This is a genomic window from Nonomuraea sp. ATR24, from assembly GCF_041950485.1.
Lineage (GTDB): Bacteria > Actinomycetota > Actinomycetes > Streptosporangiales > Streptosporangiaceae > Nonomuraea > Nonomuraea ceibae.
This window is the reverse complement of sequence record NZ_JBGNUU010000005.1, coordinates 365,164-391,206: the sequence shown is the minus strand read 5'-3', so window position 1 is coordinate 391,206 and position 26,043 is coordinate 365,164. Positions and strand designations below refer to the sequence as shown.

The 26,043-nt window shown below is 72.5% G+C and carries 25 protein-coding genes; 13 read left to right on the top strand and 12 right to left on the bottom strand.

Translation table 11 applies throughout. The annotated features are described in order from the left end of the window. The first annotated feature begins 87 nt into the window (after positions 1-87). From ACBI99_RS16130 to ACBI99_RS16120, 3 genes are all read left to right on the top strand, one after another. Positions 88-1,281: a TadA family conjugal transfer-associated ATPase gene (locus tag ACBI99_RS16130; RefSeq protein WP_375072689.1), complete on the top strand. Its 1,194-nt coding sequence runs from the start codon at positions 88-90 to the stop codon at positions 1,279-1,281. Positions 1,282-1,672: 391 nt separating this feature from the next. Further along, positions 1,673-2,383, top strand: a complete 711-nt coding sequence (locus ACBI99_RS16125; protein WP_375072599.1) for a type II secretion system F family protein — start codon at positions 1,673-1,675, stop codon at positions 2,381-2,383. 22 nt (positions 2,384-2,405) lie between these two features. Next, complete coding sequence (locus ACBI99_RS16120) at positions 2,406-3,188, top strand: type II secretion system F family protein (protein ID WP_375072598.1); 783 nt, start codon at positions 2,406-2,408, stop codon at positions 3,186-3,188. Between the two features lie 179 nt (positions 3,189-3,367). Here ACBI99_RS16120 and ACBI99_RS16115 read toward each other — a convergent pair whose 3' ends face one another. Beyond that, positions 3,368-3,982, bottom strand: coding sequence for a DUF1707 domain-containing protein (locus tag ACBI99_RS16115; RefSeq protein WP_219499425.1), 615 nt, complete (start codon positions 3,980-3,982; stop codon positions 3,368-3,370). 417 nt (positions 3,983-4,399) lie between these two features. Between ACBI99_RS16115 and ACBI99_RS16110 the strand changes: the two genes are divergently transcribed. Genes ACBI99_RS16110 through ACBI99_RS16100 form a run of 3 tightly spaced genes read left to right on the top strand, consistent with a single transcriptional unit; the run spans position 4,400 to position 5,296 of the window. After that, entirely contained in the window at positions 4,400-4,537 is a 138-nt protein-coding gene (locus ACBI99_RS16110; RefSeq protein ID WP_219499474.1) for a DUF4244 domain-containing protein, read from the top strand. Continuing rightward, positions 4,534-4,905, top strand: coding sequence for a TadE family type IV pilus minor pilin (locus ACBI99_RS16105; RefSeq protein WP_219499427.1), 372 nt, complete (start codon positions 4,534-4,536; stop codon positions 4,903-4,905). Before ACBI99_RS16110 ends, ACBI99_RS16105 begins: the two co-directional genes overlap by 4 nt. A 37-nt stretch (positions 4,906-4,942) precedes the next feature. Next, positions 4,943-5,296, top strand: a complete 354-nt coding sequence (locus tag ACBI99_RS16100) for an Rv3654c family TadE-like protein (protein ID WP_219499429.1) — start codon at positions 4,943-4,945, stop codon at positions 5,294-5,296. A gap of 333 nt (positions 5,297-5,629) precedes the next feature. On the opposite strand, the gene ACBI99_RS16095 is transcribed toward ACBI99_RS16100, so the two are convergent. After that, positions 5,630-8,167: a DEAD/DEAH box helicase gene (locus ACBI99_RS16095; protein WP_375072597.1), complete on the bottom strand. Its 2,538-nt coding sequence runs from the start codon at positions 8,165-8,167 to the stop codon at positions 5,630-5,632. Positions 8,168-8,575: 408 nt separating this feature from the next. On the opposite strand from ACBI99_RS16095, the gene ACBI99_RS16090 reads away from it, so the two are divergent. From ACBI99_RS16090 to ACBI99_RS16075, 4 genes are all read left to right on the top strand, one after another. After that, positions 8,576-8,926, top strand: a complete 351-nt coding sequence (locus ACBI99_RS16090; protein ID WP_020542579.1) for an STAS domain-containing protein — start codon at positions 8,576-8,578, stop codon at positions 8,924-8,926. Further along, positions 8,927-9,355 carry an ATP-binding protein gene (locus ACBI99_RS16085; protein ID WP_219509553.1) on the top strand — a complete coding sequence of 143 codons (429 nt, stop codon included), beginning with the start codon at positions 8,927-8,929 and terminating at the stop codon, positions 9,353-9,355. A 1,525-nt stretch (positions 9,356-10,880) separates the two neighbouring features. Next, positions 10,881-13,166, top strand: a complete 2,286-nt coding sequence (locus ACBI99_RS16080) for a sodium-translocating pyrophosphatase (protein ID WP_219509554.1) — start codon at positions 10,881-10,883, stop codon at positions 13,164-13,166. A gap of 323 nt (positions 13,167-13,489) precedes the next feature. Beyond that, a complete protein-coding gene (locus tag ACBI99_RS16075) occupies positions 13,490-13,978 on the top strand; it encodes a histidine phosphatase family protein (protein WP_375072596.1) in 489 nt (162 codons plus the stop codon). Here the strand turns inward: ACBI99_RS16075 and serB are convergent. From serB to ACBI99_RS16060, 3 genes are read right to left on the bottom strand one after another with little or no spacing between them, the layout of a single operon-like run. Further along, complete coding sequence (gene serB / locus ACBI99_RS16070; protein WP_219509556.1) at positions 13,950-15,185, bottom strand: phosphoserine phosphatase SerB; 1,236 nt, start codon at positions 15,183-15,185, stop codon at positions 13,950-13,952. The two genes, ACBI99_RS16075 and serB, sit on opposite strands and share 29 nt — an antisense overlap. A gap of 51 nt (positions 15,186-15,236) precedes the next feature. Beyond that, positions 15,237-16,247: an S-adenosylmethionine:tRNA ribosyltransferase-isomerase gene (locus ACBI99_RS16065; RefSeq protein WP_219509557.1), complete on the bottom strand. Its 1,011-nt coding sequence runs from the start codon at positions 16,245-16,247 to the stop codon at positions 15,237-15,239. Continuing rightward, positions 16,244-16,900: an SDR family oxidoreductase gene (locus ACBI99_RS16060; protein ID WP_375072595.1), complete on the bottom strand. Its 657-nt coding sequence runs from the start codon at positions 16,898-16,900 to the stop codon at positions 16,244-16,246. The genes ACBI99_RS16065 and ACBI99_RS16060 overlap by 4 nt, the downstream gene beginning before the upstream one ends. A gap of 93 nt (positions 16,901-16,993) precedes the next feature. Here ACBI99_RS16060 and ACBI99_RS16055 point away from each other — a divergent pair, with 93 nt between their 5' ends. Together ACBI99_RS16055 and ACBI99_RS16050 are read left to right on the top strand one after the other, a co-directional pair. Continuing rightward, complete coding sequence (locus tag ACBI99_RS16055) at positions 16,994-18,109, top strand: GAF domain-containing sensor histidine kinase (protein ID WP_308125972.1); 1,116 nt, start codon at positions 16,994-16,996, stop codon at positions 18,107-18,109. Then, on the top strand, positions 18,106-18,723 hold the full coding sequence (locus ACBI99_RS16050; RefSeq protein ID WP_219509560.1) for a response regulator transcription factor: 618 nt from the start codon (positions 18,106-18,108) through the stop codon (positions 18,721-18,723). The genes ACBI99_RS16055 and ACBI99_RS16050 overlap by 4 nt, the downstream gene beginning before the upstream one ends. Here the strand turns inward: ACBI99_RS16050 and ACBI99_RS16045 are convergent, their stop codons facing one another. Continuing rightward, a complete protein-coding gene (locus ACBI99_RS16045; protein WP_219509561.1) occupies positions 18,724-19,449 on the bottom strand; it encodes a hypothetical protein in 726 nt (241 codons plus the stop codon). It lies immediately after the preceding gene. Between the two features lie 68 nt (positions 19,450-19,517). Between ACBI99_RS16045 and ACBI99_RS16040 the strand changes: the two genes are divergently transcribed. Next, positions 19,518-20,306: an ABC transporter ATP-binding protein gene (locus ACBI99_RS16040; protein WP_219509562.1), complete on the top strand. Its 789-nt coding sequence runs from the start codon at positions 19,518-19,520 to the stop codon at positions 20,304-20,306. Here ACBI99_RS16040 and ACBI99_RS16035 read toward each other — a convergent pair. From ACBI99_RS16035 to ACBI99_RS16010, 6 genes are all read right to left on the bottom strand, one after another. Beyond that, positions 20,303-21,478, bottom strand: coding sequence for an ABC transporter permease (locus tag ACBI99_RS16035; protein ID WP_219509563.1), 1,176 nt, complete (start codon positions 21,476-21,478; stop codon positions 20,303-20,305). The two genes, ACBI99_RS16040 and ACBI99_RS16035, sit on opposite strands and share 4 nt — an antisense overlap. 4 nt (positions 21,479-21,482) lie before the next feature. Then, complete coding sequence (locus ACBI99_RS16030; RefSeq protein WP_219509564.1) at positions 21,483-22,154, bottom strand: ABC transporter ATP-binding protein; 672 nt, start codon at positions 22,152-22,154, stop codon at positions 21,483-21,485. Continuing rightward, a complete protein-coding gene (locus ACBI99_RS16025; protein WP_375072594.1) occupies positions 22,147-23,841 on the bottom strand; it encodes a peptidoglycan-binding protein in 1,695 nt (564 codons plus the stop codon). The genes ACBI99_RS16030 and ACBI99_RS16025 overlap by 8 nt, the downstream gene beginning before the upstream one ends. After that, on the bottom strand, positions 23,838-24,710 hold the full coding sequence (locus tag ACBI99_RS16020) for a hypothetical protein (RefSeq protein ID WP_375072593.1): 873 nt from the start codon (positions 24,708-24,710) through the stop codon (positions 23,838-23,840). Before ACBI99_RS16020 ends, ACBI99_RS16025 begins: the two co-directional genes overlap by 4 nt. 79 nt (positions 24,711-24,789) lie before the next feature. Further along, positions 24,790-25,689, bottom strand: coding sequence for a hypothetical protein (locus ACBI99_RS16015; protein ID WP_375072592.1), 900 nt, complete (start codon positions 25,687-25,689; stop codon positions 24,790-24,792). After that, on the bottom strand, positions 25,686-26,009 hold the full coding sequence (locus tag ACBI99_RS16010; RefSeq protein WP_375072591.1) for a PadR family transcriptional regulator: 324 nt from the start codon (positions 26,007-26,009) through the stop codon (positions 25,686-25,688). Before ACBI99_RS16010 ends, ACBI99_RS16015 begins: the two co-directional genes overlap by 4 nt. Between the last annotated feature and the right edge of the window lie 34 nt (positions 26,010-26,043).

Below are 26,043 nucleotides of genomic sequence, written 5' to 3'. Positions count from 1 at the left end.
ACCACCTCCCGGGAAATGCCCCGCGCGGTGACCAGCGACATACCCCGCACCGCCTCCCGGGAGCTGCCTCACGCCGTCTCCCGGGACATGCCCCGCACCTCCTCCGGAGACGCCCGCGACCTGCCCCGCGCCGTCTCTCCCGACCTCGTCGAAGCCGTCCGGGTCCGCCTCGCCCGCGCCGGCGTGGAACCAACCGCCGCCCAGGTGGCCGTCGCCCTACGCGCCGAGAAGTCCGTCTACGGTGACGCCGAAATCCTCGCCGTCGCCCGCGCCCTGTGCGCCGACCTCATCGGCGCAGGCCCCCTGGAGCCCCTCCTGACCGAGCCCGACGTGACGGACGTCCTGGTCAACGGCCCCCGCGAGGTCTGGGTCGACGACGGCAAAGGCCTGCGCCTCACCTCGGTCACGTTCACCGACGACGGCGCCGTCCGCAGGCTCGCCCAGCGCCTCGCCGCCGCCGCGGGCCGCCGCCTAGACGACGCCTCACCGTACGTCGACGCCCGCCTGACCGGCGGCGTACGCCTGCACGCCGTCCTCCCGCCGATTGCCTCCGGCGGCACCAGCATTTCCCTACGGCTGCCGCCCCGCCGCACCTTCACCCTCGACGACCTGGTGTCGGCCGGCACGATCACCCCCGAGGCCGTCCCCCTGCTCACCACCTTGGTGTCGACCAGACGCGCCTTCCTCGTCACCGGCGGCACCGGCACCGGCAAGACCACCCTCCTGTCCGCCCTCCTCTCCCTGGCCGACCCCGGCGAACGCCTCCTCCTCGTCGAAGACTCGGCCGAGCTCCGCCCCCTTCACTCGCACGTGCTGCGCCTCGAATCCAGACCGGCCAACCTCGAAGGCGCCGGCGGTGTCGGCCTGCGCGACCTCGTCCGCCAGGCCCTCCGCATGCGCCCCGACCGCCTGGTTGTAGGAGAGGTACGGGGTGCCGAAGTCGTCGACCTGCTGGCCGCCCTCAACACCGGCCACGAGGGCGGCTGCGGCACCCTCCACGCCAACAGAGCGGCCGACGTCCCACCCCGGCTCGAAGCGCTCGGCTGCGCGGCGGGCCTCACCCGGGAAGCCGTACACAGCCAACTGGCCGCGGCCCTCGACGTCGTCATCCACCTCACCCGCGGCCGAGGCGACGGCAAACGCCGCGTCTCGGAAATCTGCCTGCTGTCCAGGTCCCCGAACGGCCTGGTCGAAGCCATCCCTGCAGTGACCTTCACCCCCGACGGCCGCCCTCACCCAGGCCCCGGCTACCCCGCCCTGACCACCCCACCATCCACATGACCCCCCACCCTCCAACCAGAACCAGAAACGGCCTCCCAACAGGCACCGGCCCCAGAACCGGCCACACGGCAGGCACCGGCCCCAGAACCGGCGACACGGCTGGCACCAGCTCCAGGACGGGCCGCGGAGCAGGCGCCGGCCCCAGGACCGGCCTCTCAACCGGAACCGGCACCAGGACCGGCGCAGGGATGACCGGCATGCCCCCCTCCAAGGCAACCCCCGCAAGCAGCGCGCCCATGATCGAAGCGCCCACCTCCCCCTCCCCGTCCACCGCCGGTGCACCCACGTCCGAGGACAGCACCCCCGGCTGCAACACCGCGCCGCGCATCGCCGCAAGCGAACCCATCGCCGCCTTTGAACCCGTCGCCGAAGCCCCGCTCTGGAGATCGCGATGACGGCCGCTCTGGTGGCGGCGTCCCTGATAGCCACGGCCGTCTGGCTGTGGACCGGCCCCGACGTCGCCACCCTCCGCCTGACCAGGCTCACCACCCCACAGACGAACCCCGGGCGACCACCGCTCGGCCAACTCCTGCGCCGCACCAGCCAAGCCCGCCGCGCCGACGCCTGGCGGCGCGCCTCCATAGAGCTCTGCCATGCCCTCTCCGCCGAACTGTCGGCCGGCCGTACCCCCGGTGAGGCCCTGACCCGAGCCATCACCGCGGTCGACCTCCCCGACCCCGAGCCCTTCCGCCCGGTTCTCGCCGCCGCGAGAGACGGCGGCGACGTATCGGCGGCCCTGTTGTCAGCAGCCCCCGCCCAGGGCGGTGAGGGCCTGCGCCGCCTGGCCGCCTGCTGGGACGTCAGCATCACCGTGGGCGCCGGCCTGACCGCCCTCGTCGAACGCGTCGCCGCCACCCTGCGCACCGCCCAAGCCCACCGTCAGGACGTGGCGGCCCAACTCGCCGGCCCCCGCGCCACGGCCAGAATGCTGGCAGTCCTCCCCGCCCTGGGCCTCCTCATGGGCGTTGCCCTGGGCATGCACCCCCTCGATTTCCTCCTCGGCGGCATCCCCGGCCTGCTCTGCCTGGCAGCCGGCGTCGCCCTGGACGCCTGCGGCCTGTGGTGGACCCACCGCATGGCCACCCGAGCAGCCGACTCCTGAGCCCGACACAGTGAGGACGTAGATGCTGGAGCTCCTCGCCGCCTGCTGCGCCGCCTCAGCCGCCTGGCTGTGGACCGCACCAACGACCACCACCCAACGCCTGGCCACCCTCCTCCCCGAACCCGCCAATCCCCACCAAGCCCACCCGCCCCCGGACGAGCCCCCAACCCCTTCCTGGCTGACCCCCACCCTCCCCAAACGCCCCCTGACCGGCCGCACCCTCACCTCCGCCGCCTGCCTGGGTCTGCTCACAGCCCTGCTGGTCGGCGGCATCCCAGGCATCCTGACGGCAGCGCTCGTCACCCCGGTGGCCGCCGCCGTACTCCACCGAAAGGAACCCCCAGAGCTCCAACGAGACCGCCACCGCATAGCCATCGACCTGCCGTTCGCGGCCGACCTCATGGCGTCGTGCCTGCTCGCGGGTCAACCGGTCAGCGCCGCCACGGAGATCGCCGCCACCGCGATAGGCGGCCCACTGGGAGACCGCCTGACCTGGGTGAGCGTTCAGCTGCGCCTCGGCGCAGACCCCGAACCCACCTGGGCCTTCCTCGCCCGCGATCCGGCCACGGCGCAACTCTCCAGGGCGATGAGCCGAGCCGCCCAGAGCGGCGCCCCGGTGGCCGACGTACTGACCCGCCTCGCCGACGACGCCCGCGAATCATCCCGAGCCGCCTCGGTGGCCGCGGCCCGCAGGGTCGGCGTCAAGGCAGTGGCGCCCCTGGGCCTCTGCTTCCTACCGGCCTTCGTCCTGCTGGGCATCATCCCCGTCGTAGCCGGCCTCGCGACCAGCATCGTCCTCCCCTGATGACCCAGCACACGACAACCACCGGCATCCCCACAGTCCGTCGCTCTTGCGCCACCCGGCGATGGGGCGGTCCGAAGCCGTGGCAGCGGGCATGAGCCAGGCGTGCAACGGGTGGCCCCGCCACGGTCGGCGTACATTCCGACCTGTTGGCCGGAGGTTTCGACGCCGGGACGGAAGGATCACTTCTCCAGCGCCTTGGCGGCCTTTCTCAACCGCTTCAACGACGCCGCTTCCATCTCGGCCGGAACCCGCCAGATGTCCGTACCACCCATGAGGGCGTAGACGCGCACCCGTACGAGCGGCGCTCCCGTGCGCGGCGGCTGGCGGCTGCCCCGCTGGTCGTGCCCGCCCATCAGCGAGAACCCGGTGACCTCCAGGTCGATGCTGTCCGGCACGTAGATGTCGAAGCCTCCCATGACGGCGATGGCGGTCAACGTGACCTCTTCGCCTTCGATCTCCGCGCCGCGCAGGTCGATGTCGCCGCTGCCCATCAGGGACAGCGCCGTGACGCGGCGTCCCGCTCGCCATCGGCCCACCTTGGCGAAGCTGCCCATCACGGATACGAGCCACCGCGTCGCCTTCCTGCGCGCCGGCGGCTGGTCGGTGCCGGTCGGCAGATCGCGGGTGAGCGTCTGCAGTTCGCCCATGGTCCTGGCGGAGTGGGCGTGCTCGATGCGTTCTTCCAGCTCCGCCAGCGTCAAACGACCCTGCGCGGCCTGCTCGCTCAACAGGTCGATAACCGAATCACGCTCGGCATCAGAAGCCCTGACCGAAAGATGCGAGTCATCTGACATCGGGCGCTTCCTTCCGTCGCCAAGGCCGGGCCGCCTTTTGAGCTTAACTTCCCGCGTATCTCCACGCCTTGGCCAACGGACTACGGACCACTCAAATCGCCCTAACCGTCCCGCTGGAGCTCCCTGTCGGCCCAGTTACACGCCGGGCGCGCGATATCCACAGCCCGGGACAACCGAATCTCCGGCAATCCCCAGAACGCCATTCGGCCCGCAATCGCAGGCCCCTCCTGAGCGACGCTTGCACCCGGCAACGCCGGTCCCACCTCACTCCGGCACCGAGCACCTGGAGGCAAAATGCGCGTCCCCACTCCCGACGAGACCCCAGAGACCGCCCCCATCACCACCACTGACCACAGCAACTCCGGATGGTGGGCCAGCCGCTGGTCCCGCTGCACCGGCCCTCTACGAGACCGGGGCATGTCCACGGCCGAGTACGCCGTCGGCACGATCGCCGCCTGCGCGTTCGCCGCACTCTTGTTCAAGGTGGTCAGCAGCCCCGAAGTGCAAGAAATGCTCTCCAAGCTCATAGACCAGGCGCTCAACACCAACGGATGACCAGGTCCGCCTCCAACCGTGGGAGCCGGTCAGCATCGCGCGGCTCGGTCACCGCCGAGACCGCCGCGATGCTGCCGGCCCTCATGATCGTCCTGGCCGCCGCACTGTGGGCCATCCACGCGGTCACCGTCCACCTGGAGTGCGTCGACGCCGCCCGTACGGCAGCCAGGGCCGCTGCCCGAGGCGAGCCACTCGACCAGGTACGCGCCCTCGTCCACTCGGCTGTCCGCCCCTCAGCCCTCGTAGACATAACGCGCAACGCAGACCAGACCTCCGTGAAGATCTCGGTGGACGTACGCCCCCCGTGGGGCCCCGCCCTCCCGGCGGTCCCCGTAACGGCATCAGCCACAGCCGCCACAGAACCCTGACCCTCGCCCCATCGCCCCAGCAGGGAGGAAGGACGACATGCCCGCCCAACGCGCCGACCGAGGCTCAGCCACGCTCTGGGGTGTGGCCCTCATGGCCCTCCTGATGGCCGTGGCCACCGCCTTCGCCATAGTGGGCGCCGCCCGCGTTGCCCGCCACCGCGTCAACGCCGCCGCCGACCTGAGCGCCCTGGCGGCGGCCAAGCTCGCCCTGATCGACCCCGAATCCGCCTGCACCCACGCCGAGACGGTGGCCTCCCAGAACGGCGTCCACCTGGCGAACTGCACGATCACCGGCCAGGTGGCGGACGTCTGGACCTCACTCCAGATCACGCTCCCCGCCCTCGGCCCCCGCACCCTCACCGGCAGAGCCAGAGCAGGCCCCGCCCCATGAATCCGTCGCTTACGCGCCCCCGCGTCCTTAGAGCCTTATCCGGCGCTGCCAGAGCGTGCGGGCTTCGGCCAGGTATTTCGGCCTAGCGATTTGGCTATTTCTGCGCCCCAAAATCTCTCGAATTATGGAAGATCGCAAAAGTCGTCCGGTTCAGGTGTTTGTTATATCCAGCGCTTCATGCGGCCTATTCACTGCTCCCCAACACCGCCCGTTGGAGCGTGGCGGAGCGGGCTCTTGGTAACTCATAGTCACACGATGACGGGAGGCCGCGGAGCTTATCGTTCAAGGGACGATTAAGCCGCTACGCGCCTCGCCCGCAATACGTACTCCGAGTCAGGAACTGAGGAGGGTGCCGAGGAGGCGGAGGGCGCCGCGTTTGTCCAAGGGGTCGTTGCCGTTGCCGCACTTGGGGGATTGGATGCACGACGGGCAGCCGCGTTCGCATTCGCAGGAGGCGATGGCTTCACGGGTGGCAGTGAGCCAATCGGTGGCGCGGGCGAAACCGCGTTCGGCGAAACCGGCGCCGCCCTCGTGCCCGTCGTACACGAACACGGTGAGCAGGCCGGTGTCGGCGTGCAGTTCGGTGGAGACGCCGCCGATGTCCCAGCGGTCGCAGGTGGCGAAGAGGGGGAGGAGGCCGATGGCGGCGTGTTCGGCGGCATGGGCGGCGCCGCCCAGGTCGAAGCCGTCCTCGGCCAGGGTGGTCACCACGGAGGCGGGAAGCGTCCACCAGACCGCGCGGGTGCGCAGCGTGCGCGGCGGCAGGTCGAGGGGCTCGTCGCCGAGCATCTCGCCGGATTGGAGGCGGCGCTTGAGATAGGAGACGACCTGCCGGGTCACCTCCACGTCGCCGAAGTGAAGGGTGCCGGGCCCGAGTGGCTGGGAGCGCAGCGTGGCGAGGATGGAGATGTCCGTAATGTCGCGGGCGAACGTGGAGTAGTCAGGTTCGGAGCGCGAGACCAGCGCCACGCCGGCTTCCAGGTCCAGGAGCTCCACCAGGTACGTCTCGCCCTGGTGGAGATAGATGGCGCCGGTGTGGACGGTGGTGTGCGAGGACGGCTCGTCCACGCTGCCCAGCAGGCGGCCGGTCGACGACTCCACCACGTGGATCGGCGCACCGCCGCCGCCCCGGATGTCGGCCAGGTCGGTGGCGCGCTCGCGCTTGGTCCAGAACCATCCGGCGGGCCGGCGGCGCAGCAGCCCGTCGGAGACCAGGGTGTCGAGGACGTCCGCCGTGGTGTCGCCGAACAGCGATAGGTCGTCGTCCGTGAGCGGGATCTCGGCGGCGGCCGCGCACAGGTGAGGGCCGAGGACGTACGGGTTGCCAGGGTCCAGCACGATCGCCTCGACGGGCTGGCCGAACAGGGCTTGGGGGTGGTGGACGAGGTAGGTGTCGAGGGGGTCGTCGCGCGCGATGAGCACGGCGAGCGCGTCTCTGCCGTCGCGCCCGGCCCGGCCCGCCTGCTGCCACAGGGAAGCCCGGGTGCCCGGCCACCCGGCGATCAGCACCGCGTCCAGGCCGGACACGTCCACGCCCAGCTCCAGGGCGTTCGTGGTGGCCAGGCCCATGAGGGTCCCGGAGCGCAGGGCCTTCTCCAGGAGCCTGCGGTCCTCGGCCAGGTATCCCGCCCGGTACGCGGCGACCTTCTCGGGAAGAGCGGCCCAGTCGGTGGTCTCGGGAAGCGCCCAAGACAACGTGTCCGAAGGCGCCGCTACCCGGTCCGGATTCGGGGATCGGTCCTGGTGTCCGTCCTGCTCCTGGTTTCGATTTTTGTCCCGGTCCCGGTATCCGTCCTGGTCCCGGGCCTGGTCCGCGTCCTGGTCCCGGCACGCCGGCGCGTATCCGTCCGGAGCTTGGTCCGCGTGCTGGCCCTCGTGGGCGCTGGCGCCGGGTCCTGGCCGCTCCTCGGGCCTGGCGTTGAACTCACGGCTGGTGTCGTGGCTCTGGTCGAGGTCGGGAGTAGAGGTGGCGCTCTGGCCCGGGGTGGCGCTGAAGCCAGGGGAGGGGTCGGGGCCTCGGTCGGGGGCGGGAGCGGGGGTGGGGTCGTTGGCGGGGGTGGGCTCACGTCCGGTGTGGGCGGCGGTGTTAGGGGTGCCGGGGCTGGTGGCGAGGTGGGGGTGGGTGGCGGAGAGGGAGAAGGCTACGTCGGCGAGTTTGGCGCGGGCCGTGAGGGCGACCGTTTCGGCGCCGCGTCGCGAACGGACGAAGGCGAGGGTGCGGACGTCGGCGAGGACCAGGTCCGCCAGCAGGTCCGCGGCCTCGGCCGTGGCGGTGCGGCGGACGGGGGCGCCGCCCTCGCCGCGCAGCTCCGTCAGGGGCGGCTCCCACAGCGCGATGGTGGTCGCGCCCTTGGGCGAGCCGTCCTCGGTCACCTCGGCCATGTCGAGCCCCGTGAGCCGCTTGGCGAACGTTCCGGGCTCGCTGGCCGTCGCCGAGGCGAGCAGGAACGCCGGGCGGCTACCGTAGCGGGCCGCGATGCGGCGCAGGCGGCGCAGGATCTGCGCGACGTGGGAGCCGAACACGCCCCTGTAGCCGTGGCACTCGTCGACGACCACGAGCCGCAGCCGCCGGAAGAACGACGACCACTGCGCATGCCGGGGCAGGATGCTCCGGTGCAGCATGTCGGGATTGGTCAGGACGTAGTTGGCGTGCTTGCGCACCCACGTACGTTCCTCGAACGGCGTGTCGCCGTCGAAGCAGGCCGCGCGCACCTGGGTGATGCGCAGGTCGCGGAGACTGCGGAGCTGGTCGGCGGCCAGCGCCTTGGTCGGCGTGAGATAGAGGACGGTGCCGCCGTCGAGACATGAGGCGACCGCCGGGGTGAGGTACGCGAGCGACTTCCCGGACGCTGTTCCTGTGGAGATGATCACGTTTAGGCCACGGTGAGCCAGGTCGGCTGCTTCGTACTGATGTGACCAGAGCCCCGCCACGCCCCGGTTCGCCAAGCGCGTAACCAGGACTTCCGGCGCCCATTTCGGCCATCCCACTTGACCCGCTTGACGTGCTGGAACATGCTCCACATGGGTGACACGCTCATGACGTGCGGGAACTCCGAGCAGGTGTTGGAGGAGTGGACCCGTTCGGTGTGGGGAGGAAGCGGAGGAAGTCACTGTTTCCAGTCTGCGTCCGTGGGCAAAGTCGCCGGGAATCGTGATTTCGTATAGACACAAGCCAGACGCGTGGTTGAATGCCGCGCGTCAGGGTCCGACAGTCGGGAGCCCCGCTCCAGACTGCCAGGCCCGCAAGAGTACTTTCGCAGGCGAGGCGCTGGAGGATCTGTGGATCTGAAGTTGGATCACCACAACGAGGACCGACTCACCATCGTCGAGGTCGAGGGTGAGATCGATGTCTACACGGCGCCGAGATTGCGTGAGCTTCTCATCGACCTGGTGAACAAGGGCAACTTCCACCTTCTCGTCAACATGGAGAAGGTCGACTTCCTCGACTCGACCGGTCTTGGCGTCCTGGTCGGCGGGCTCAAGCGAGTCCGCGCCCACGACGGCTCCCTTGAGCTGGTGTGCACCCAGGAGCGCATCCTCAAGATCTTCCGGATCACCGGTCTGACCAAGGTCTTCGGGATCTACGCTTCGGTCGACGAGGCCAAGGAAGCTCACGGCAAAGACAAGTAGATGGCCACTGTCGAGCTGACGTTCAGCGCTCTTCCCGCGCATGTGCGGACCGCCCGGCTGGTCGCGACCGCGATAGCCCGGCGCACCGGCGTGGAGGAGTCCCTGCTGGACGAAGTCAGGCTCGCCGTGGGTGAGGCGTGTTCCCGGGCGGTCGAGGCGCATCGCGTCCACTGCCCGGGCGAGCCCATCCGCATCGAGCTCCGAGACGATTCCGGGCGTTTCGAGGTCACGGTCAGCGACCAGGCGCCCAGCGACGAGATCAAACAGGAACAACCCCTCGATCTGGGCATGCTCTCCGACTCGTTCATGTCCGGCTTCGGCATCGCGGTCATCGCGGGCCTGGCGGACGACGTCGAGGTCTTCCCCAGCCCCAAGGGCATGCGCATCCGCATGAGCTGGCCCGCCGTGGCCAACGGCCGAACCGGCTGACCACCCACCCCCTCCCGCGCACCCCCAACGCGAGGGAGGGGCAGGGCGTTCATCGATTCCAGCCCGGCCCCCATGTCTGCCGGGATCGCATCGCCGTGCTTGCCGGCCTCCCGTGGCACTTGAGGCCGTCCTTCGGCCCTCTCCCGCGTGGGGATGGGCGGGGTGCTCTCCCGCGCCCTCCGCCCTCCGCCCGGCCTGAGCGGCGTACGGTCCCGCCTGTGATGTACGGCGCGATGTACGGGGTATCGGAGCCAGGCAGGCGGTGCGTGGGCGTCCGATGCCTCGACCCTCCGCCTCCGGCCCTCCGGCCCTCCGACCCTCCGACCCTCCGACCCTCCGACCCTCCGGCCCCCGGCCCCCGGCCCCGGCCCCCGGCCCCCGGCCCCGGCCCCGGCCCCCGGCCCCGGCCCTTGGCCCGAAGCCACCGGCCCTCCTGCTCCCGCCCTCCTGCCCGCGCCCTGCCGTGGGCTGTGCAGGAGCGTCGGTACGGGTGCCATGCGGTCGGGGCCGCCGCGAACCGCAGGGGAGAGGCGAAGGCGGGCTCCGTGCCGATCCGGCGAAGGCGGTGAACGGGGACGGGCGCAGGAGGCTGCCGCAAGGGCGTGACACCTGCGAAGCGAGTGAACGGGCGTTGTGGCTAGCCCGCCGCCCGGACTGGGCAGCCGGTGGGGTGGCCACGCGAGGTGGCTGGCGGGGTCGGCCTGCGAGACGGCCGGGGGTGGCCATGCGAGGTGGCTGGCGGGGTCGGCCTGCGAGACGGCCGGTGGAGTGGCCACGCGAGGTGGCGGCGGGGTCAGCTTGTGGGACGGCCGGTGGGGGGCCAAGCGAGACGGCCGATGGGTTCGGCGTGCGAGGTGGCCGGCGGGGTCATCAGCCGAGGGCTTGGGCGATCGGTGGGGGTGCTGGGGGATGGTGCGGAGCCCTTGGGGTTGATGTGGGAGGGTTTGGGGGGCCAGGGCCGCTCGGTGAGAGCTCGGTGTCTGGTCTTCGCCGGCTCGACGGGGCGTCGGGGGCGCTGTAGGGCCGTCACAAGCGTCCGTGCGGCCGGTTGAGGGCAGTTGCGCGGTCCGGGGGCGGTGCGTGCACGTACGAGCTTCTGGGGGCCTTCGGGCGAACCTGGAGCTGCTACCGCCAGTGCACCCGCCTCTGACCGGTGGCCGATGAGCGGCGCGGGGCTGCGACGTGGCTCGGGCCCGGCAATGGGGAAGATCGGCGAAACGCCCGGGCGGCATTTTCGGTCAGCACTTTTCTCGCAGTAGTCACGCCCGTAAAGTGCCGGAAATATCATCTTCTACTTCGCGAATCGCCGTCCTGTCTGGGGCTTACTGGACAGGCGCGCAAATGCCCGCCCTCAGAGCCTTCATATCTGCGAATCCCCTGCGTAGACTCCCGGCACCGGCCAAGGTGATCCGGCGCACACTGCGGATTCAACCGGAAGCGGCACCCACAACCCGGATGGTGCCGCACCGCCCGCCGATATTGCAGCACCGCCCGGGCAGGACGACCGGTCTTGCCGAGGAGAACGATGTCAAGCCATCTGCTGGCACTGGAGCCAGCGTCCAATCTGGCCCTGAGTTCGAGCAATCTCACCATTGTGATCGTGGTCGCCGCGGTCGCGCTGATCGCGCTAGCCGTCGCCGGCGGTCTGGTGCGCGAGGTGCTGGCCGCTGACCAGGGCACGGAGCGCATGCAGAACATCGCCCGTGCCGTGCAGGAAGGGGCAGCCGCATATCTGACGCGGCAGTTCCGTACGCTGGCGATCTTCGTCGTCGTGATCCCCTTCCTGTTGCTGCTGCTTCCGGGCGAGACCGACGTACGTGTCGGCCGCTCGATCTTCTTCGTGGTCGGGGCGGTTTTCTCCGCGCTGACCGGGTTCATGGGCATGTGGCTGGCCGTGCGCGGCAACGTGCGCGTCGCCGCGGCCGCCCGCGAATCGGGCGAGAAGCGCGCGATGCGCATCGCGTTCCGCACCGGCGGCGTGGCCGGCATGTTCACGGTGGGCCTCGGCCTGCTGGGCGCGGCCGTCGTCGTCTTCTTCTACCAGGGCAACGCGCCGGGCGTGCTCGAAGGCTTCGGCTTCGGCGCCGCGCTGCTCGCGATGTTCATGCGTGTCGGCGGCGGCATCTTCACCAAGGCCGCCGACGTGGGCGCCGACCTGGTCGGCAAGGTCGAGCAGGGCATCCCTGAGGACGACCCGCGCAACGCCGCGACCATCGCCGACAACGTGGGCGACAACGTCGGCGACTGCGCCGGCATGGCGGCCGACCTGTTCGAGTCCTACGCCGTCATGCTCGTCGCGAGCCTCATCCTGGGCCGGGTGGCCTTCGGCGAGGAAGGGCTGATCTTCCCGCTGATCGTCCCGATGATCGGCGTGCTCACCGCGATCATCGGCATCTTCGTCACCCGCATGCGCGACCGCGACCGCAACGGCATGGCCGCGATCAACCGCAGCTTCTTCATCTCCGCGGCGATCTCGGCGGTGCTGGTCGCCGCCGCCGCGTTCTGGTACCTGCCCAGCAGCTTCAGCGGCCTGAGCGGCGCGCAGGTGCAGTCCGACGCCGACCCGCGGATCATCGCCATCGGCGCGGTGCTCATCGGACTGGTCCTGGCCAGCGCCATCCAGCTGCTCACCGGCTACTTCACCGAGACCAACCGCCGCCCGGTGCGCGAGATCGGCGAGAGCTCGGCGACCGGCCCGGCGACCGTCATCCTGGCCGGCATCAGCGTCGGCCTGGAGTCGGCCGTCTACTCGGCGCTGATCATCGGCGGCGCGGTCTACGGCGCGTTCCTGCTCGGGTTCGGCAACGTGACGGTCGCGCTGTTCGCCGTCGCGCTCGCCGGCACCGGGCTGCTGACCACCGTCGGCGTCATCGTCTCCATGGACACCTTCGGCCCGGTCTCCGACAACGCGCAGGGCATCGCCGAGATGTCCGGCGACGTCGAGGGCGAGGGCGCCCGCGTCCTCACCAGCCTCGACGCGGTCGGCAACACCACCAAGGCCATCACCAAGGGCATCGCGATCGCCACGGCGGTGCTCGCGGCCACCGCGCTGTTCGGGGCGTTCCGGACGGCAGTGGAGAGCGAGCTGCCGCAGGGCGCCGTGTTCAACCTGGGCATCGACGCGCCGAACGTGCTGGTGGGCCTCATCATCGGCGCCGCGGTGGTGTTCCTGTTCTCCGGACTGGCGATCTCGGCCGTCGGCCGCGCCGCGATGCGCGTGGTCTTCGAGGTACGCGACCAGTTCCGCAACAACCCGGGCATCATGGACGGCAGCGTGAAGCCCGAGTACGGGCGCGTCGTCGACATCTGCACCCGCGACTCGCTGCGCGAGCTGGCCACGCCCGGCCTGCTGGCGGTCATGACGCCGATCGCGGTCGGCTTCGCGATGGGTTACGCGCCGCTGGGCGCGTTCCTCGCCGGGGCCATCGCGTGCGGCACGCTCATGGCGGTGTTCCTGTCCAACTCGGGCGGCGCCTGGGACAACGCCAAGAAGCTCGTCGAGGACGGTCACCACGGCGGCAAGGGGTCCGAGGCCCACGCGGCCACGGTCATCGGCGACACCGTCGGCGACCCGTTCAAGGACACCGCCGGTCCGGCCATCAACCCGCTGATCAAGGTGATGAACCTGGTGGCGCTCCTGGTCGCGCCGGCCGTGGTGCTGTACGCGGACAACGCGATGCTGCGCATCGGGATGACCGTGGTGGCCGTGGGCGTGGTGGTCGTGGCCATCATCGTCTCCAAGCGCCGCTCGGTGAACGCCGAGCCGGCCAACAACGACAACCACCGCGAGCAGGAGCCCGTGGCCTCCTGACCCGCCCGCGAACGCCCGCTCCCGAGCCTGGGGGCGGGCGTTCGCAGTGCCTGCCCCGGTGAGCACTCCCCGTAGCCTCCCGACCGGCCTGTGAGCGCCCCGCCCCGTAGCCTCCCGACCGGCCCCGCCCCCTCCTGACCCGTCCGCGATCCCCCCGGGCGTTACGGTGCGGCCGTGGTCATCCGGGAGGGGTGTTCGCCGGGCGGGCGGCCCCGGTGGGAAACTGGGCGGATGGACGAGAAGCCGCCCAACGGCGGGAAGACGCTGGCCATCATCCTGCTCGCGATGCTGGCGATCCTGGCGGTGCTCGTAGGGCTGGCCGTGTGGGCGTCGAGATGACGGGGCCGCGTACGTTGATCGTGCTGCGGCACGCCAAGGCCGCCCAGGACGCCGGCGTCCCGGACCGGGAGCGGCCGCTGACGGAGCGGGGCGAGCGTGACGCGGTGCGGGCGGGGGCGGAGATCAGGGCGCTGGGCCTGGAGCCCGACCTGGTGATCTGCTCGCCGAGCCGGCGCACCACGCGCACCGCAGAGCTGGCCTTCCCGGGCGTCGAGGTCGACTACCAGCGGGACGTCTACGGCGCCTGGCCGGAGGAGCTGCTGGAGATCGTGCGCAGGGCGGATCCGGAGCGCCGGACGGTGGTGCTGTGCGGGCACAATCCGGGCGCCCTGGATCTGGCGATGCAGCTCACGGGCGGCGATTTCGGCTTCCGGCCGGGGGCGTTCGCGGTGATGGAGGTGGAGTCGGCGTGGGCGGAGCTGTGGCCGGGCGGCGGCCGCCTGGTCACGCTGTGGGACCCCAAGGAGCCGTGAGCAGCGCGTCCTCGGCGTCGGCGGCCTCGACCTCGTCCCGGGAGATGCCGAGCAGGTAGAGGATGGAGTCGAGGTAGGGCGTGTTGACGGCGGTGTCGGCGGCCTGCCGGACGACGGGTTTGGCGTTGAAGGCGACGCCGAGCCCGGCGGTGGCGATCATGTCGAGGTCGTTGGCGCCGTCGCCGATGGCGACGGTCTGGCTGATGGGCAGCCCGGCCTCCTTGGCGAACCGCTCCAGGGCCCTGGCCTTGCCGGGGCGGTCGACGATCTCGCCGACGACGCGGCCGGTGAGCTTGCCGTCGACGACTTCGAGCACGTTGGCGGCGGAGTAGTCGATGCCGAGGTCGTCGACGAGCGCGTCGGTGATCTGGGTGAAGCCGCCGCTGACGATGGCGAAGCGGTAGTCGAGCCGCTTGAGGGTGCGGACGAGGGTACGGGCGCCGGGGGTGAGCACGACTTCCTTGCGCACCTGCTCGAACACCTCGGCGGGCAGCCCTTCGAGGAGGGCGACGCGGCGGCGCAGCGATTCGGCGAAGTCGAGTTCGCCGCGCATGGCCTCCTCGGTGACGCGGGCGACCTCGTCGAGGCAGCCGGCGTGGGCGGCGAGCAGCTCGATGACCTCGCCCTGGATGAGGGTGGAGTCGACGTCCATGACGATGAGCCGCTTGGCCCGCCGGGACAGCCCGGTGCGCTGCACGGCGACGTCAACCTGCTGGAGGGCGGCCTCGGCGGCGAGCTCGATGCGCAGGGCGTCGGGGTTGGCGCCGGAGACGGACAGCTCGATGCAGGTGACGGGCCACTGGGCAAGGCGTTCGATGCGGTCGATGTTGGCGCCGGCGGCGGCGATGCGCCCGGCGATGCCGGCGATGGCGGCGGGCTGGAGGGTGGGGCCGAGGACGCTGACCGACAGCCGGCCGCGGCGGCGCTGTTCCTTGGCCGTGGAGCCGGTGGAGAGCTCGACCTCCATGCCGAGGTCCTCGGCGATCTGCTCGACGGCGGTCCACATGGCGCCGAGCGTGGTGCCGGTGCCGGTGGAGGGGCCGCCGGCGTAGGCGACGAGCACGCCGAGGGTGAGCCTGCCGCGGATGACGACCTGCTCGATGTCGGCCACGGTCACCGGAAAACCAGACAGGACGGAGAAAAGTCTCGAAGTAACGCCCGGGCGGTCAGGGCCGGTAAATGTGATCAGGAGGGTGCGCTGGTCCACATTCAGCCACGGTACTGCGCCCGTTCGTGTGCTCGCGTACCAGGTGCCCTCCTATGCCGAGAGGATCAGGTGGGTGTCGCCGAACTCGTGCCACAGGTACCGCTCCCGTATCGCCGCCTCGTAGGCCCGCCTGAGCGGCTCCTCGCCGGCGATGGCGGTGAGCATCTGCAGGTGGCTGGAGCGCGGCTCGTGCAGGCCGGTGATCAGCCCGGTGACCGCGCGGACGCCGTCGTCGGGCGTGACGACGCGGGTGGTCCAGCCGGTCGAGGCCGACACCCGCCCGTCGGCGCCCGCGGCGGTCTCCAGCGCGCGCACCACGGTCGTGCCCGCCGCCACCACCCGGCCGCCGCTCCGCCTGGCCAGGTTGACCAGCCGGGCGGTGGACTCGGGCACCTCGTAGCGCTCGGCGTACGGGGGCTCGTCCTTCTCGGGTGAGGCCACGCCGGTGTGCAGGGTGATGGGCGCGATGCCGATGCCGCCGGCCACCAGCGCGGTCACCAGCTCGGCGGAGAACGGCCGCCCGGCGCTGGGCATCTCGGCGCTGCCCGGCACGGTCGCGAACACGGTCTGGTAGGCGTCCAGCGGCCAGTCGCGCTCCACGTACGAGTAGCGGATGGGGGCGCCGTGCTCGCGCAGGTAGGCGGGCACGTCGCGGTCGAGGGAGGCCCGCCACAGGCGCGGCGTCTCCCGGCCGAGCAGCCGCAGCGTGGCGCGTCCCGGCAGCGGCAGCCACTCGCCTGCCTCGCCGCCCAGGTACGGCTCCGACGCGGTGGACGTACGGCGGCGCAGCTCGACCAGCCAGGTGCCGTCGTCGCGGGCGGTGGAGAAGTGCACCGCGAGCCGGTCCAGCCGGACGGCGGCCGGCAGGGTCGCGGAGTTGTTGACCACGATCAGGTCGCCGGGAGAGAGCAGGCCGGGCAGGTCGGTGAAGCGCCGGTGCAGGGGCTCGCCCGCGCCGGGGGAGACCAGCAGCCGCACCCCGTCCCTGGTCAGCCCGCGCGCCTCGGGCGGCTCGTGGGCGGACAGCGCGGGCGGGAGCGCGAAGTCGAGTGCCGTGCTCATTGCAGGCTCACCCTGCCGCTCGCGGGCCGGGTCCTGATCAGGTCGTGCAGCGTGGCGGCGACCTTGGCGGGGTCGCCCGCGGCGGCGGCCTCGTCGGCGCCCACGGCGTCGGCCAGCATGCGGGTGTTCATCTCGCCGGGGTCGACCCACCAGACGGCCAGGCCGGGCTCCTCGGCGGCGAGCACGTTGGAGAGCTGGTCGAGCGCGGCCTTCGTGGCGCCGTAGCCGCCCCAGCCCGGGTAGGCGCCGGTGGCGGCGTCGGAGGAGACGTTCACGACGGCGCCGCGCCGGGCGCGCAGCGCGGGCAGCGTGGCCTGGACGAGCGCCAGGGGCGCGGTCACGTTCGTCTCCAGCAGCTCCCTGAACTCGGCCAGCGGATACGCGGCCAGCGGCGGCAGCGGGGTCGCGCCGAGCCCGCTGGCGTTGTTCACCAGCAGGTCCAGCTCGGGTACGGCCGCCGCGAGGCGGGCGACGTGGGCGGGATCGCGCACGTCGCCGGGCAGCGCGGTGGCGCCCAGCTCGGCGGCGGCCCGGTCGAGGTCGGCCGCTCCTCTGGCGGTGAGCACGAGGTTCCAGCCGGCGCCCGCCAGGGACCTGGCCAGGGCGAGGCCGAGACCGCGGGAGGCGCCGGTGATGAGTGCGGTGTTCGTCATGACTCGACGGTAGGAACCGGCGGACGCGGGCACATCGGTCGCTGGCCCCGCCCGCGGCTGGGCACTTCGTCCTAGGACCTTAGAGTGGACCGCGTGACGGCGGACCGAGACGAGATCCTGCAGGCGGTGAGCTCCGCCGTGCTCGCGGTCACCCGGCACCTGTCGGTGCGGGAGGTGCTGCAGGTCATCGTGCGCTCGGCGCAGCGGCTGCTGGACGCCCGCTACGCGGCTCTCGGCGTGCCCGATGACGACGGCTCGTTCGCCGAGTTCGTCGCCGAGGGCATCACCGACAAGCAGTGGGACGCGATCGGCCCGCTGCCCCGCCAGCATGGCATGCTCGGCGCGATGCTCCGCGACGGGGTCCCGGTCCGGCTGCCCGACCTGCGCGAGGACGAGCGGTTCGAATACTGGCCGAAGGCGCATCCGGTGATGAAGGACTTCCTCGGGGTCCCCATCCTCGACGGCCGCCAGACGCTCGGCATCATCTTCCTGGCCAACAAGCGCACGCCCGGCGGTTTCACCCAGGCCGACCAGGAGCTGCTGACGCTGTTCGCCGCGCACGCCGCCATCGCGCTGACCAACGCGCGGCTGTACGAGCGGGGCCGCGAGCTGGCCATGCTGGAGGAGCGCAACCGGATGGCGCGCGAGCTGCACGACGCCGTCACGCAGAAGCTGTTCTCGCTCCGGCTCACCGCGCAGGCCGCCGCCGCGCTGGTGGAGAGCGCGCCGGACAAGGCCGCCGCCGAGCTGGAGCGGGTGCAGCGGCTGGCCGGCGAGGCGCTGGCGGAGCTGCGCGCGGTGATCGTGGAGCTGCGCCCGGCGGAGCTCGACCGGCACGGGCTGTCGGAGACGCTGCGCAAGCACGTGCGCATGCTCGACCGGCTGCACCCGGCCTCGGTCAGCTACGAGTGCGCCGAGGTGCCGCCGCTGGGCTCGGAGTCGGAGGTGGTGGTGCTGCGGGTGGCGCAGGAGGCGCTGCACAACGCGCTCAGGCACTCCGGCGCCTCCGAGGTGGCCGCCAAGCTGTCGCACGAGGGCGGCAGGCTGGTGCTGACCGTGCACGACAACGGCAGCGGTTTCGAGCACGGCGAGACCCGGGGGCTCGGCCTGGTGTCGATGCGTGACAGGGCCGAGTCGGTGGGCGGGCGGATGAGCGTCGAGTCCGCCCCTGGCCGTGGGACGACCGTACGCGTGGAGGTGGACGTGTGATCCGGGTGCTGATCGCCGACGACCATCCGGTGGTGCGGCAGGGCCTGCGCACCTTCCTCGACCTGCAGGACGACATCACGGTGGTGGGCGAGGCGGCCGACGGGGAGCAGGCCGTCGCCCTGGTCGGCGAGCTCGCGCCCGACGTGCTGCTGCTCGACCTGAGGATGCCGGTGCTCGACGGCCTCGGCGCGCTCGGCAGGCTGACCGGCTCGGCGACCCGGGTACTGGTGCTGACCTCGGTGAGCGACCGGTCCGACGTGGGGCCGGCGATGCGCGCGGGCGCGTCGGGGTTCCTCTACAAGGACGTCGACCCGACCGCGCTCGTGCAGGCCGTGCGCGCCGTGCACGAGGGCCAGGTGCTGCTGGCGCCGGAGGCGGCGGAGGCGATGCTCAACGGCGGCGGCTCGGGCGTGCCCACGTCGGTGCCGCTGACCGAGCGCGAGCGGGAGGTGCTGGCGCTGATCGCGGCGGGCCGGTCCAACCGGGAGATCGCCCGCAGCCTGGCGGTCGCGGAGAAGACGGTCAAGACGCACGTGTCGAACGTGCTGATGAAGCTGGGGGTGCAGGACCGGACCCAGGCCGCGCTCTACGCGGTCCGGCACGGCCTGACCTGATCAGCGTCCCTGCTCGTTCCTGACCGGCTCGAAGATCGCGTGGTGCGCGGCCACGACGGCGCGGCGCACGGCGCGGTCCAGCTCGCGCAGGGCGGCCCCGGCGTCGGCGAGCTGGCCCGCGGTGAGCCCGCGCTCCTCGGCCAGCCGCAGCACCGCGCCGAGCCGCGTGGCGAGCGCCGACACGCGGTGGGCGCGCCCCGGATAGCCGGGGGCGAGCTCGCCGCCCTGCCCGACGTGTTCGGGGCGGCTCTGCGCGGGCCCGCCGACGGACGTGAGCGCCTGCGTGGCCGACCGCATGGCCTCCGACAGCTCCCGCTCCGCCTCGGCCACCGACGGCAGGTCCTGTCGGGCGGGCCCGGTTTCCTGTACGTCCAGCCGTACGCCGACATAGGACGACCCGCGCAGATCGAGCGACGGGACCAGGCCGAGACACCGGTCGGGCAGCACCGCGATGACGGCCTGCCCGGCGTCGACCGCGGCGGAGTTGAACGACGGCGGCCCGGACAGCCCGAGCGGGTCGCCGGGCGCCGGGAGCGCCAGGCGGAGCTCGGCGAGCCGGTCGGCACGCAGGTTTGCCAGGTAGCGGCGCAGCGGCACCTCGCCGGCGACGGTGGGCCCGCCGACGGCTTCGACGTGGTCGACGGCCTCGTCAAGACCGACATGACCGGCGAGCCAGGCGTTCCCCCAGGCGACGAGCGCGGCACAGACAGGCGATTCAGGGTGCACCGATCCACGATAAGCGCTCGCCCTGCAATAGGTTTGTCCCAAGGGTCACTCCTGGAGGAGGAACGGGGATGGGTGGTCAGGTGCTGCGGTTCCAGGATGTCGCCTACAGGCGCGACGGGGCGACCCTGCTACGCGGCATCGACTGGACGGTCGAGGAGGACGAACGCTGGGTCGTGCTCGGGCCGAACGGGGCGGGGAAGACGACGTTGCTGCAGGTGGCGGCCACGCTGCTGCATCCCAGCGACGGGGTGGCCGAGGTGCTGGGGGAGCGCATCGGCGTGGCCGACGTGTTCGACCTGCGCCCGCGCATCGGGCTGGCCAGCTCCGCGCTGGCCGAGCGCATCCCGCCGGACGAGAAGGTCATCGACCTGGTGCTCACCGCCTCCTACGCGCTGCTGGGGCGGTGGACGGAGGAGTACGACTCCAACGACGTCACGCGGGCCGTCGAGCTGATCGACATGATGGGCGCCGCCCACCTGATCCGGCGGCGGTTCGCCTCGTTGTCGGAGGGTGAGCGCAAGCGGGTGCAGATCGCCCGCGCGCTCATGCCCGACCCGGAGATGCTGCTGCTCGACGAGCCGGCGGCCGGGCTCGACGTGGGCGGGCGGGAGGACCTGGTGCGGCGGCTGTCGGTGCTCGCGGGCGACTACCGCTCGCCCGCGCTGGTGCTGGTGACGCATCACGTGGAGGAGATCCCGGCCGGGTTCACGCACGGGCTGCTGCTGCGTCACGGCTCGGTGGTGGCTCAGGGGCCGCTGGAGCACGTGATGACGGCCGACAACCTGTCGCAGACGTTCGGCGTGCCGCTCGCCCTCGACCGCAGCGCCCAGGGCCGCTGGTACGTCAGGCCGTACTAGCGCAGCGCCTCGACCGGCTCCAGCCGGGCCGCCCGCAGCGCCGGGTAGAGCCCGGCCAGCAGGCCGACCAGCGCGCCCGCGACCGGCGCGGCCAGGGCGAGGCGGACGTCGAGCAGCGGCGTCCAGCGCTGGACGGCCGACACGGCGACGACGGCGACGACGCCCACGCTGGTCCCGATCACCCCGCCGGCCAGCCCGACCAGCGTCGACTCCAGCAGGAACTGGCCGGCGACGTGCCTGCGGGCAGCGCCGAGCGCCCGGCGCAGCCCGATCTCGGGCACCCGTTCCATCACGGTGACGAGCGTGACGTTGGCGATGCCGACCGCGCCGACCACCAGCGACACCAGGCCGAGGATGAGGAACAGGCCGTTGAGGTCGTTCTGGACGCCGTCGCGGGCCCGCTCGGGGCTGGGCGGCTTGACGACCTGGAGCAGGGCGTGGTCGGCGGGGCTGAGCGCGAGCGGGGCCTGGCGGGCGACCAGGTCGGCGGCCCCGAGGTCGGTGGCGACCAGCACGCGGGTGACGTCGCGCAGCCCGAACTCGGCGCCGGCCGTGGGCGGCACGATGACGGCGCCGGTCAGGATGCGCTCCCGTTTCAGGTCGCCGACGACGCCGATGACGCTGTAGGGGCGGCCGCCGACGAAGATCGCGGGCTGTCCGTCCAGGCCGCCGATGCCGAGCATCCGCGCAGCCTGCTCGCCGAGCACGGCCACGCGGTCGCCGCGCCGCACGTGCCCGGCGTCGAAGAAGCGGCCCCGGACCATCCGGCCCCGGGCGGCCTGCGGCAGGCTCGGCGTGGCGGCCACGACGGCGAGCGACTGGCCGGTGATCCGGGTGGGGTCCACCAGGGCGTTGGCGGTCACCGTCAGGTTGGAGCTCTCCTCCGTCTGGGCGATCGCGGTGACGGCGGCGACGCCGCGCAGCCGGGTGAGCTCATCGGCGGCCTCCCAGGTGACCAGCGGGTCGTCGTCCCGCGGCACCTCGACGGTGAGCGCGGTCGCGCTCAGCTCGTCGAACCGGCCGACGATCTGGTTGCCCGCCGTGCCGGCGACGCCCAGCGTGACGACCAGCGTGGCGATGCCGATCACGGTGCCGAGCGTCGTCAGGGCCGAGCGCAGCGGGCGGGCCAGCACGCCGGCGAGGGCCTCCGTCCAGAGATCGCGCGGATCCACCCGTTCACTCCTCCGTCAGGATGCCGTCGGTGATGCGCACCCGCCGTCCGGCACGCGCGCTCACCTCGTCCTCGTGGGTGATGACCACGATCGTGTGCCCCTGCTCGCGCAGCTCGTCGAGCAGGTCGAGGACCAGGGCGGTGTTGCGGCTGTCGAGGTTGCCGGTGGGCTCGTCGCACAGCAGCAGCGAGGGCCGCCCCATGAGCGCGCGGGCGATGGCGGCGCGCTGTCTCTCGCCGCCCGACAGGCGTCCGGGCATGAACCCGGCGCGGTGCGTCATCCCCACCCGCTCCAGCGCCCGTTCGGCGCGCCGCCACCGGTTGCGCCGGTCGCCGCCGTACACCTCGGCCAGGGCCACGTTCTCCAGCACGGTCCGGTGCGGGAGCAGGTGGAACGCCTGGAACACGAAGCCGATCCGGCTGCCGCGCACCCGGGTCCGCGCGCCGTCCTTCAGCGTGGTCGTCTCGATCCCGTCCAGCCGGTACGACCCCGAGGTGGGCCGGTCGAGCAGGCCCAGCGTGTTGAGCAGCGTGGACTTGCCGGAGCCCGACGGGCCCACGACGGCCACGTAGTCGCCCTTCGCCACGCTCAGCGACACCCGGTGCAGCGCCCGCACGGGCGGGTCGGCGGGGAACTCCCGGCTGACGTCGGTGAGCCGGATGACCGGGTCATCCATCGCTGACCACCACCCGGTCGCCCTCCTTGAGCGCGGCCGCCCGTACCGGGGTGATCTGGACGGTTCCGTGCGCGGTGAGCCCGGTGCGCACCTCGACGTCCTGGGCGCGGTCGGGGGCGCTCTCCACGCGCACCCGCGCCCGGCCGTCGGCCGAGGTGACCACCGCCGTGACGGGGACGGTCAGCACCGCGCTCCTGGTCGAGCCCACGGAGATCTTCACGGTCACCGGCGCGCCCACGGCGGCGCGCAGGCCCTTCGCGGCGGCGGGCGTGATGAGGACGGGCACCGTGCCCACGCCGGGCTCGGCGTCCGCGGCCCTGTCCACCCGCGCGCCGGGGCCCTTGGCGGTCAGCCGCGCCCGGTACGTGCGGCCGTCGGACAGCTCGACCACCGCGGCCATGCCGGGCTTGAGCAGCCTGCCTTCGGCCTCGCCGACGGAGCCGGTGACCATGAACGCGGTGTTGGTGACGGTGGCCACCTCGTCCTCGACCCGTTCGCCGGCCCGCGCCTCGGCCTTGTGCAGCCGGGCGGGCAGTTTCGGGAGGAACACGATCTCGCCGGGCGGGACGCTGACCCCGTACGTCCTGCGGTACTCGGCCAGTGTGGCCCGCGCGCTCGCCACGTTCCGGCGCCCGTTGGCGATCTTCAGGCGCAGCGGCGAGGTCTCCTTGGCGCGCTTCAGCGCCTGGCCGGCGGTGAGCACGGCCTCCTCGGCGGTCCTGACGGCCTTGCGGAGCTCCGCCAGGCGCGCGTCCCTGGTGGTCGCGGCCTCCTCCAGGAAGAGGTCCACGGCCCGCTGCGCCGACTCCAGGTCCCGCTCGGCGTTGGCCGCCTTGAGCTCCAGCAGCCGCCTGTCGTCCTCGGGCTTGGCCGCGGCGAGCGCCTGGCGGGCGGCCAGCAGCTCCTCCTCGGCGGCGCGTACGGCCTGGTGCAGGGCGTCGAGCCTGCCCTCGTCCGCGGGGGTCGTCTCCGCCTGCTCTGCCTCGGCGAGCGCGCTCTCGGCCTCGGCCAGATCCTGGCGGGCGTGGTCGAGCGCGACCTTGAGCGGCCGCACCTCGCGGCCCGCCTCCAGCGCCTTGCGGTCGGTCAGCAGCGTCTCCTCGGCGGTCTGTACGGCCTGGCGGAGCTGGTCGAGCGTCTGCCGGGCGGTCAGGTCGGGTTCCTGGGCCCGGTAGCCCTTCCTGGCGTACCAGCGCCGGACGGCGGAGGCGGTGGCCGCGTCGAACACCCCGGTGGCCGCCGTGCCGTGGCCGAAGCGCCGCAGCGCCCGCTGGAGCTGCCTGACGTCGGCGCCCTCGGTGCCGGGGGCGATCGTCCGGTGCATCGGCACCCTGCCTTCGAGCGCGAACACCGGCCGGCCGTTGACCTCCATCAGGACCGCTCCCTCGGCGAGCCGGCCGGGACGCGGGGCGCGGGTGACGCGCTGCGCCTCTGCCGTGCCGCCGACCGCCCCGGCGAGCGTGACGGGCAGCGGCGAGCCGTACTCCAGGGTGCCGCTGACCGCGACGGTGCTGGTCAGCTTCTGCCGCCGCACCGGCGCGGTCACCAGCGACGGCGCGGGCGCCTGGCGGGCGGCGGCCTCGTCGGCGGGGGAGCGCAGCCGGGAGCCCACCGCCCAGCCGGCGCCCGCGATGACGAGCACGCCGGCCAGGACGCCGCCCAGCACCCGCCGGGGACGCCGGGTCACGACCGCTCCAGGGCGAACTCCTCCAGCATGCGGCGGTCGATCTCGGTCTTCCTCGGCTGGTAGGCCGCGTAGAAGTCCTTGCCGCACTCCAGGTCGTCCAGTGCCGCCTTGATCTCCTTGTCCAGGTGCGGCCTGGCCTGGTCGGCGGTCATCTCCGGGATGATGATCGCGTTCTCGTTCTTGGACCCGGCCATGCCCGGCTGCTGCTCGCGGCCGATCTCGGTCATCTCGTCCTGGAACCGGTCAGGCCCCCGCCGGGCCAGGGCCGAGGGCTTGGCCGAGGCGACCGCGTAGCCCTTGCCCTTGAGGCAGTCGCCCATGGCGGCGGCCAGGTCCACCAGGCCGGGGTCGCCGTCGATCTCGCGGGCCACGTTGCGCTTGACCGTCTGGGCGCCCTGCTTGAACAGGTCCATCTTGCTCTTCACGTCCTTGCCGAGGGCCTGCTTGGCCGCCTTGGAGTAGCAGGGGTCCAGGGCCGCGTAGTAGGCGCCGGTCTGGGTTTCCGACAGCGAGCTGACGATCTTGTCGTTGGGGTTCGAGGGCCCCGCGTCTCGGGGCATCGTGCCGGGGCCGTTCGGGTAGACGATGCTCGACCAGACGCCGAAGCCGTACTTGGCCCGGTGCGCCTTCGTGGCCTCGTAGTCGCCCGAGTCCCGCCTGCGTTCCTCGTCGGTCACCGTGGCGGCCGGGGGGACGTAGGGGACGTACTCGAAGCCCTTCTGCTTCATGCAGTCGGCCAGCACGGTCTGGAGCTGACGCTGACGGTCCTGGGACGACGGCTGGGCCGCCTCCGGCTGTGCGGTGGGCGTGCTTCCGCAGGCGGCGAGCGCCAGGGTCAGCAGGGCGGCGGCGGCGAGTCGTCGGTGCACGGTGAGCTCCTTGCGTTCGAGGGCATGGCGAACCGGGCGCGCGTCGCGGGAGCGACGCCGCCGGGGGGAGTGGAGGGGGTCAGAGCACGGCGTGACGGCGCCCGCGATGCGGCATCGCGGCGGCGACCAGGGTCAGCGTGAGGAGCACGATCCAGTGGACGGCGTCCTGGCGGGTCTGCGCGGCCAGGTTCTCGAAGAGGATCGCGAGGGCGGGCAGCAGGTAGGCGCCGGCGGCGATCGCCCACCGGTGGTCGCCCGTGAGCCGGCCCGCCCAGGCAGCCCCCGCGAGCAGGGCGGACTCCAGGGCCACCCGGGCCACGACGGGCATGGACCCGCCGCCCAGCCCGCCGCCCACGTCGAGCCAGGCGGGGTCCGCGCCCGCGAGCACCGGCGCCGCCGCCACCCAGGCCCACGACCTGGCGCGCACCGGCTCCCGCCGCAGTGCCAGGACCGCCAGCCCGGCGACCGCCACCAGGTACGAGACGGCCGGGGCGATCGGGCCGCCGGTGCCGTACAGCGCGGGGGCGTCCCAGAGCGGATCGGCGTAGACGGGCAGGATCGTGTGGTCCAGCACCGGACGGCCGTGGGTGATGCCCCAGACCTTGACCCCGGCGGCGGCGACGAGGGGGAGCGCGAGCAGCACCCGGCCGCGCAGCACGGCCAGGAAGGCGGCGGCAGAGATGCCCACCCACAGCGGGACGCGCCCCACGTACGGGACGAGCGTCGCGAGCTGGATGAGGGTGAGCACGGTGACGCCCAGGTGCAGCCCGTCCGGCCAGGCGCGTCCCCGGGCGGCCTGCGTGAGCCGGGTGCGGGCGCCGGCGACGAGCAGGGCGACCGCCTCCCGCGCCGGGGGCAGCCGGCGGCCCGGCTCGGTGCTCTCCAGCAGCACGTCCAGCAGCTCGCCGCCGTGGTCGGACCGGTAGTTGTGCGGGTAGGCGCGCAGCAGCAGCCGGTACTGGCGTTCCAGCGTCGTCATGCCAGGACCGTCCCGATGACGATCGAGGCCGCCTGGCGCAGGCGCAGGGCCTCGGCACGGAGCTGCGTGCCGCCTTCCTCGGTGAGCCGGAAGTAGCGGCGCCTGCGGCCGTCGACGGTCTCCTCCCGGTCCAGGACGACCAGGCCGCCGGCCGCCAGCCGGTCCAGCGCGCCGTAGAGCGTGCCCACGGGGAGCTTGACCCGGTGCTCGGAGAGCGCCAGGACCGTCTTGATGATCGCGTGCCCGTGCTTGGGGCCGTCGAGCAGCGCCGCGAGCACGAAGTACGCGGGCTCGCTGAGCCCACGTGATCCTTCAGCCATGACGCAGGACCATACTTCGGCTCGCGAAGTATGG

Excerpts from the sequence above, each read along its gene's own strand:
- ACBI99_RS16130 (WP_375072689.1), top strand. The coding sequence starts at position 88 with ATGCCCCGCACCTCCTCCGGAGACGCCCGCGACCTGCCCCGCGCCGTC.
- ACBI99_RS16125 (WP_375072599.1), top strand. The coding sequence starts at position 1,673 with ATGACGGCCGCTCTGGTGGCGGCGTCCCTGATAGCCACGGCCGTCTGG.
- ACBI99_RS16120 (WP_375072598.1), top strand. The coding sequence starts at position 2,406 with ATGCTGGAGCTCCTCGCCGCCTGCTGCGCCGCCTCAGCCGCCTGGCTG.
- ACBI99_RS16115 (WP_219499425.1), bottom strand. The coding sequence starts at position 3,982 with ATGTCAGATGACTCGCATCTTTCGGTCAGGGCTTCTGATGCCGAGCGT.
- ACBI99_RS16110 (WP_219499474.1), top strand. The coding sequence starts at position 4,400 with ATGTCCACGGCCGAGTACGCCGTCGGCACGATCGCCGCCTGCGCGTTC.
- ACBI99_RS16105 (WP_219499427.1), top strand. The coding sequence starts at position 4,534 with ATGACCAGGTCCGCCTCCAACCGTGGGAGCCGGTCAGCATCGCGCGGC.
- ACBI99_RS16100 (WP_219499429.1), top strand. The coding sequence starts at position 4,943 with ATGCCCGCCCAACGCGCCGACCGAGGCTCAGCCACGCTCTGGGGTGTG.
- ACBI99_RS16085 (WP_219509553.1), top strand. The coding sequence starts at position 8,927 with ATGGCCACTGTCGAGCTGACGTTCAGCGCTCTTCCCGCGCATGTGCGG.
- ACBI99_RS16080 (WP_219509554.1), top strand. The coding sequence starts at position 10,881 with ATGTCAAGCCATCTGCTGGCACTGGAGCCAGCGTCCAATCTGGCCCTG.
- ACBI99_RS16065 (WP_219509557.1), bottom strand. The coding sequence starts at position 16,247 with ATGAGCACGGCACTCGACTTCGCGCTCCCGCCCGCGCTGTCCGCCCAC.
- ACBI99_RS16060 (WP_375072595.1), bottom strand. The coding sequence starts at position 16,900 with ATGACGAACACCGCACTCATCACCGGCGCCTCCCGCGGTCTCGGCCTC.
- ACBI99_RS16040 (WP_219509562.1), top strand. The coding sequence starts at position 19,518 with ATGGGTGGTCAGGTGCTGCGGTTCCAGGATGTCGCCTACAGGCGCGAC.
- ACBI99_RS16030 (WP_219509564.1), bottom strand. The coding sequence starts at position 22,154 with ATGGATGACCCGGTCATCCGGCTCACCGACGTCAGCCGGGAGTTCCCC.
- ACBI99_RS16015 (WP_375072592.1), bottom strand. The coding sequence starts at position 25,689 with ATGACGACGCTGGAACGCCAGTACCGGCTGCTGCTGCGCGCCTACCCG.
- ACBI99_RS16010 (WP_375072591.1), bottom strand. The coding sequence starts at position 26,009 with ATGGCTGAAGGATCACGTGGGCTCAGCGAGCCCGCGTACTTCGTGCTC.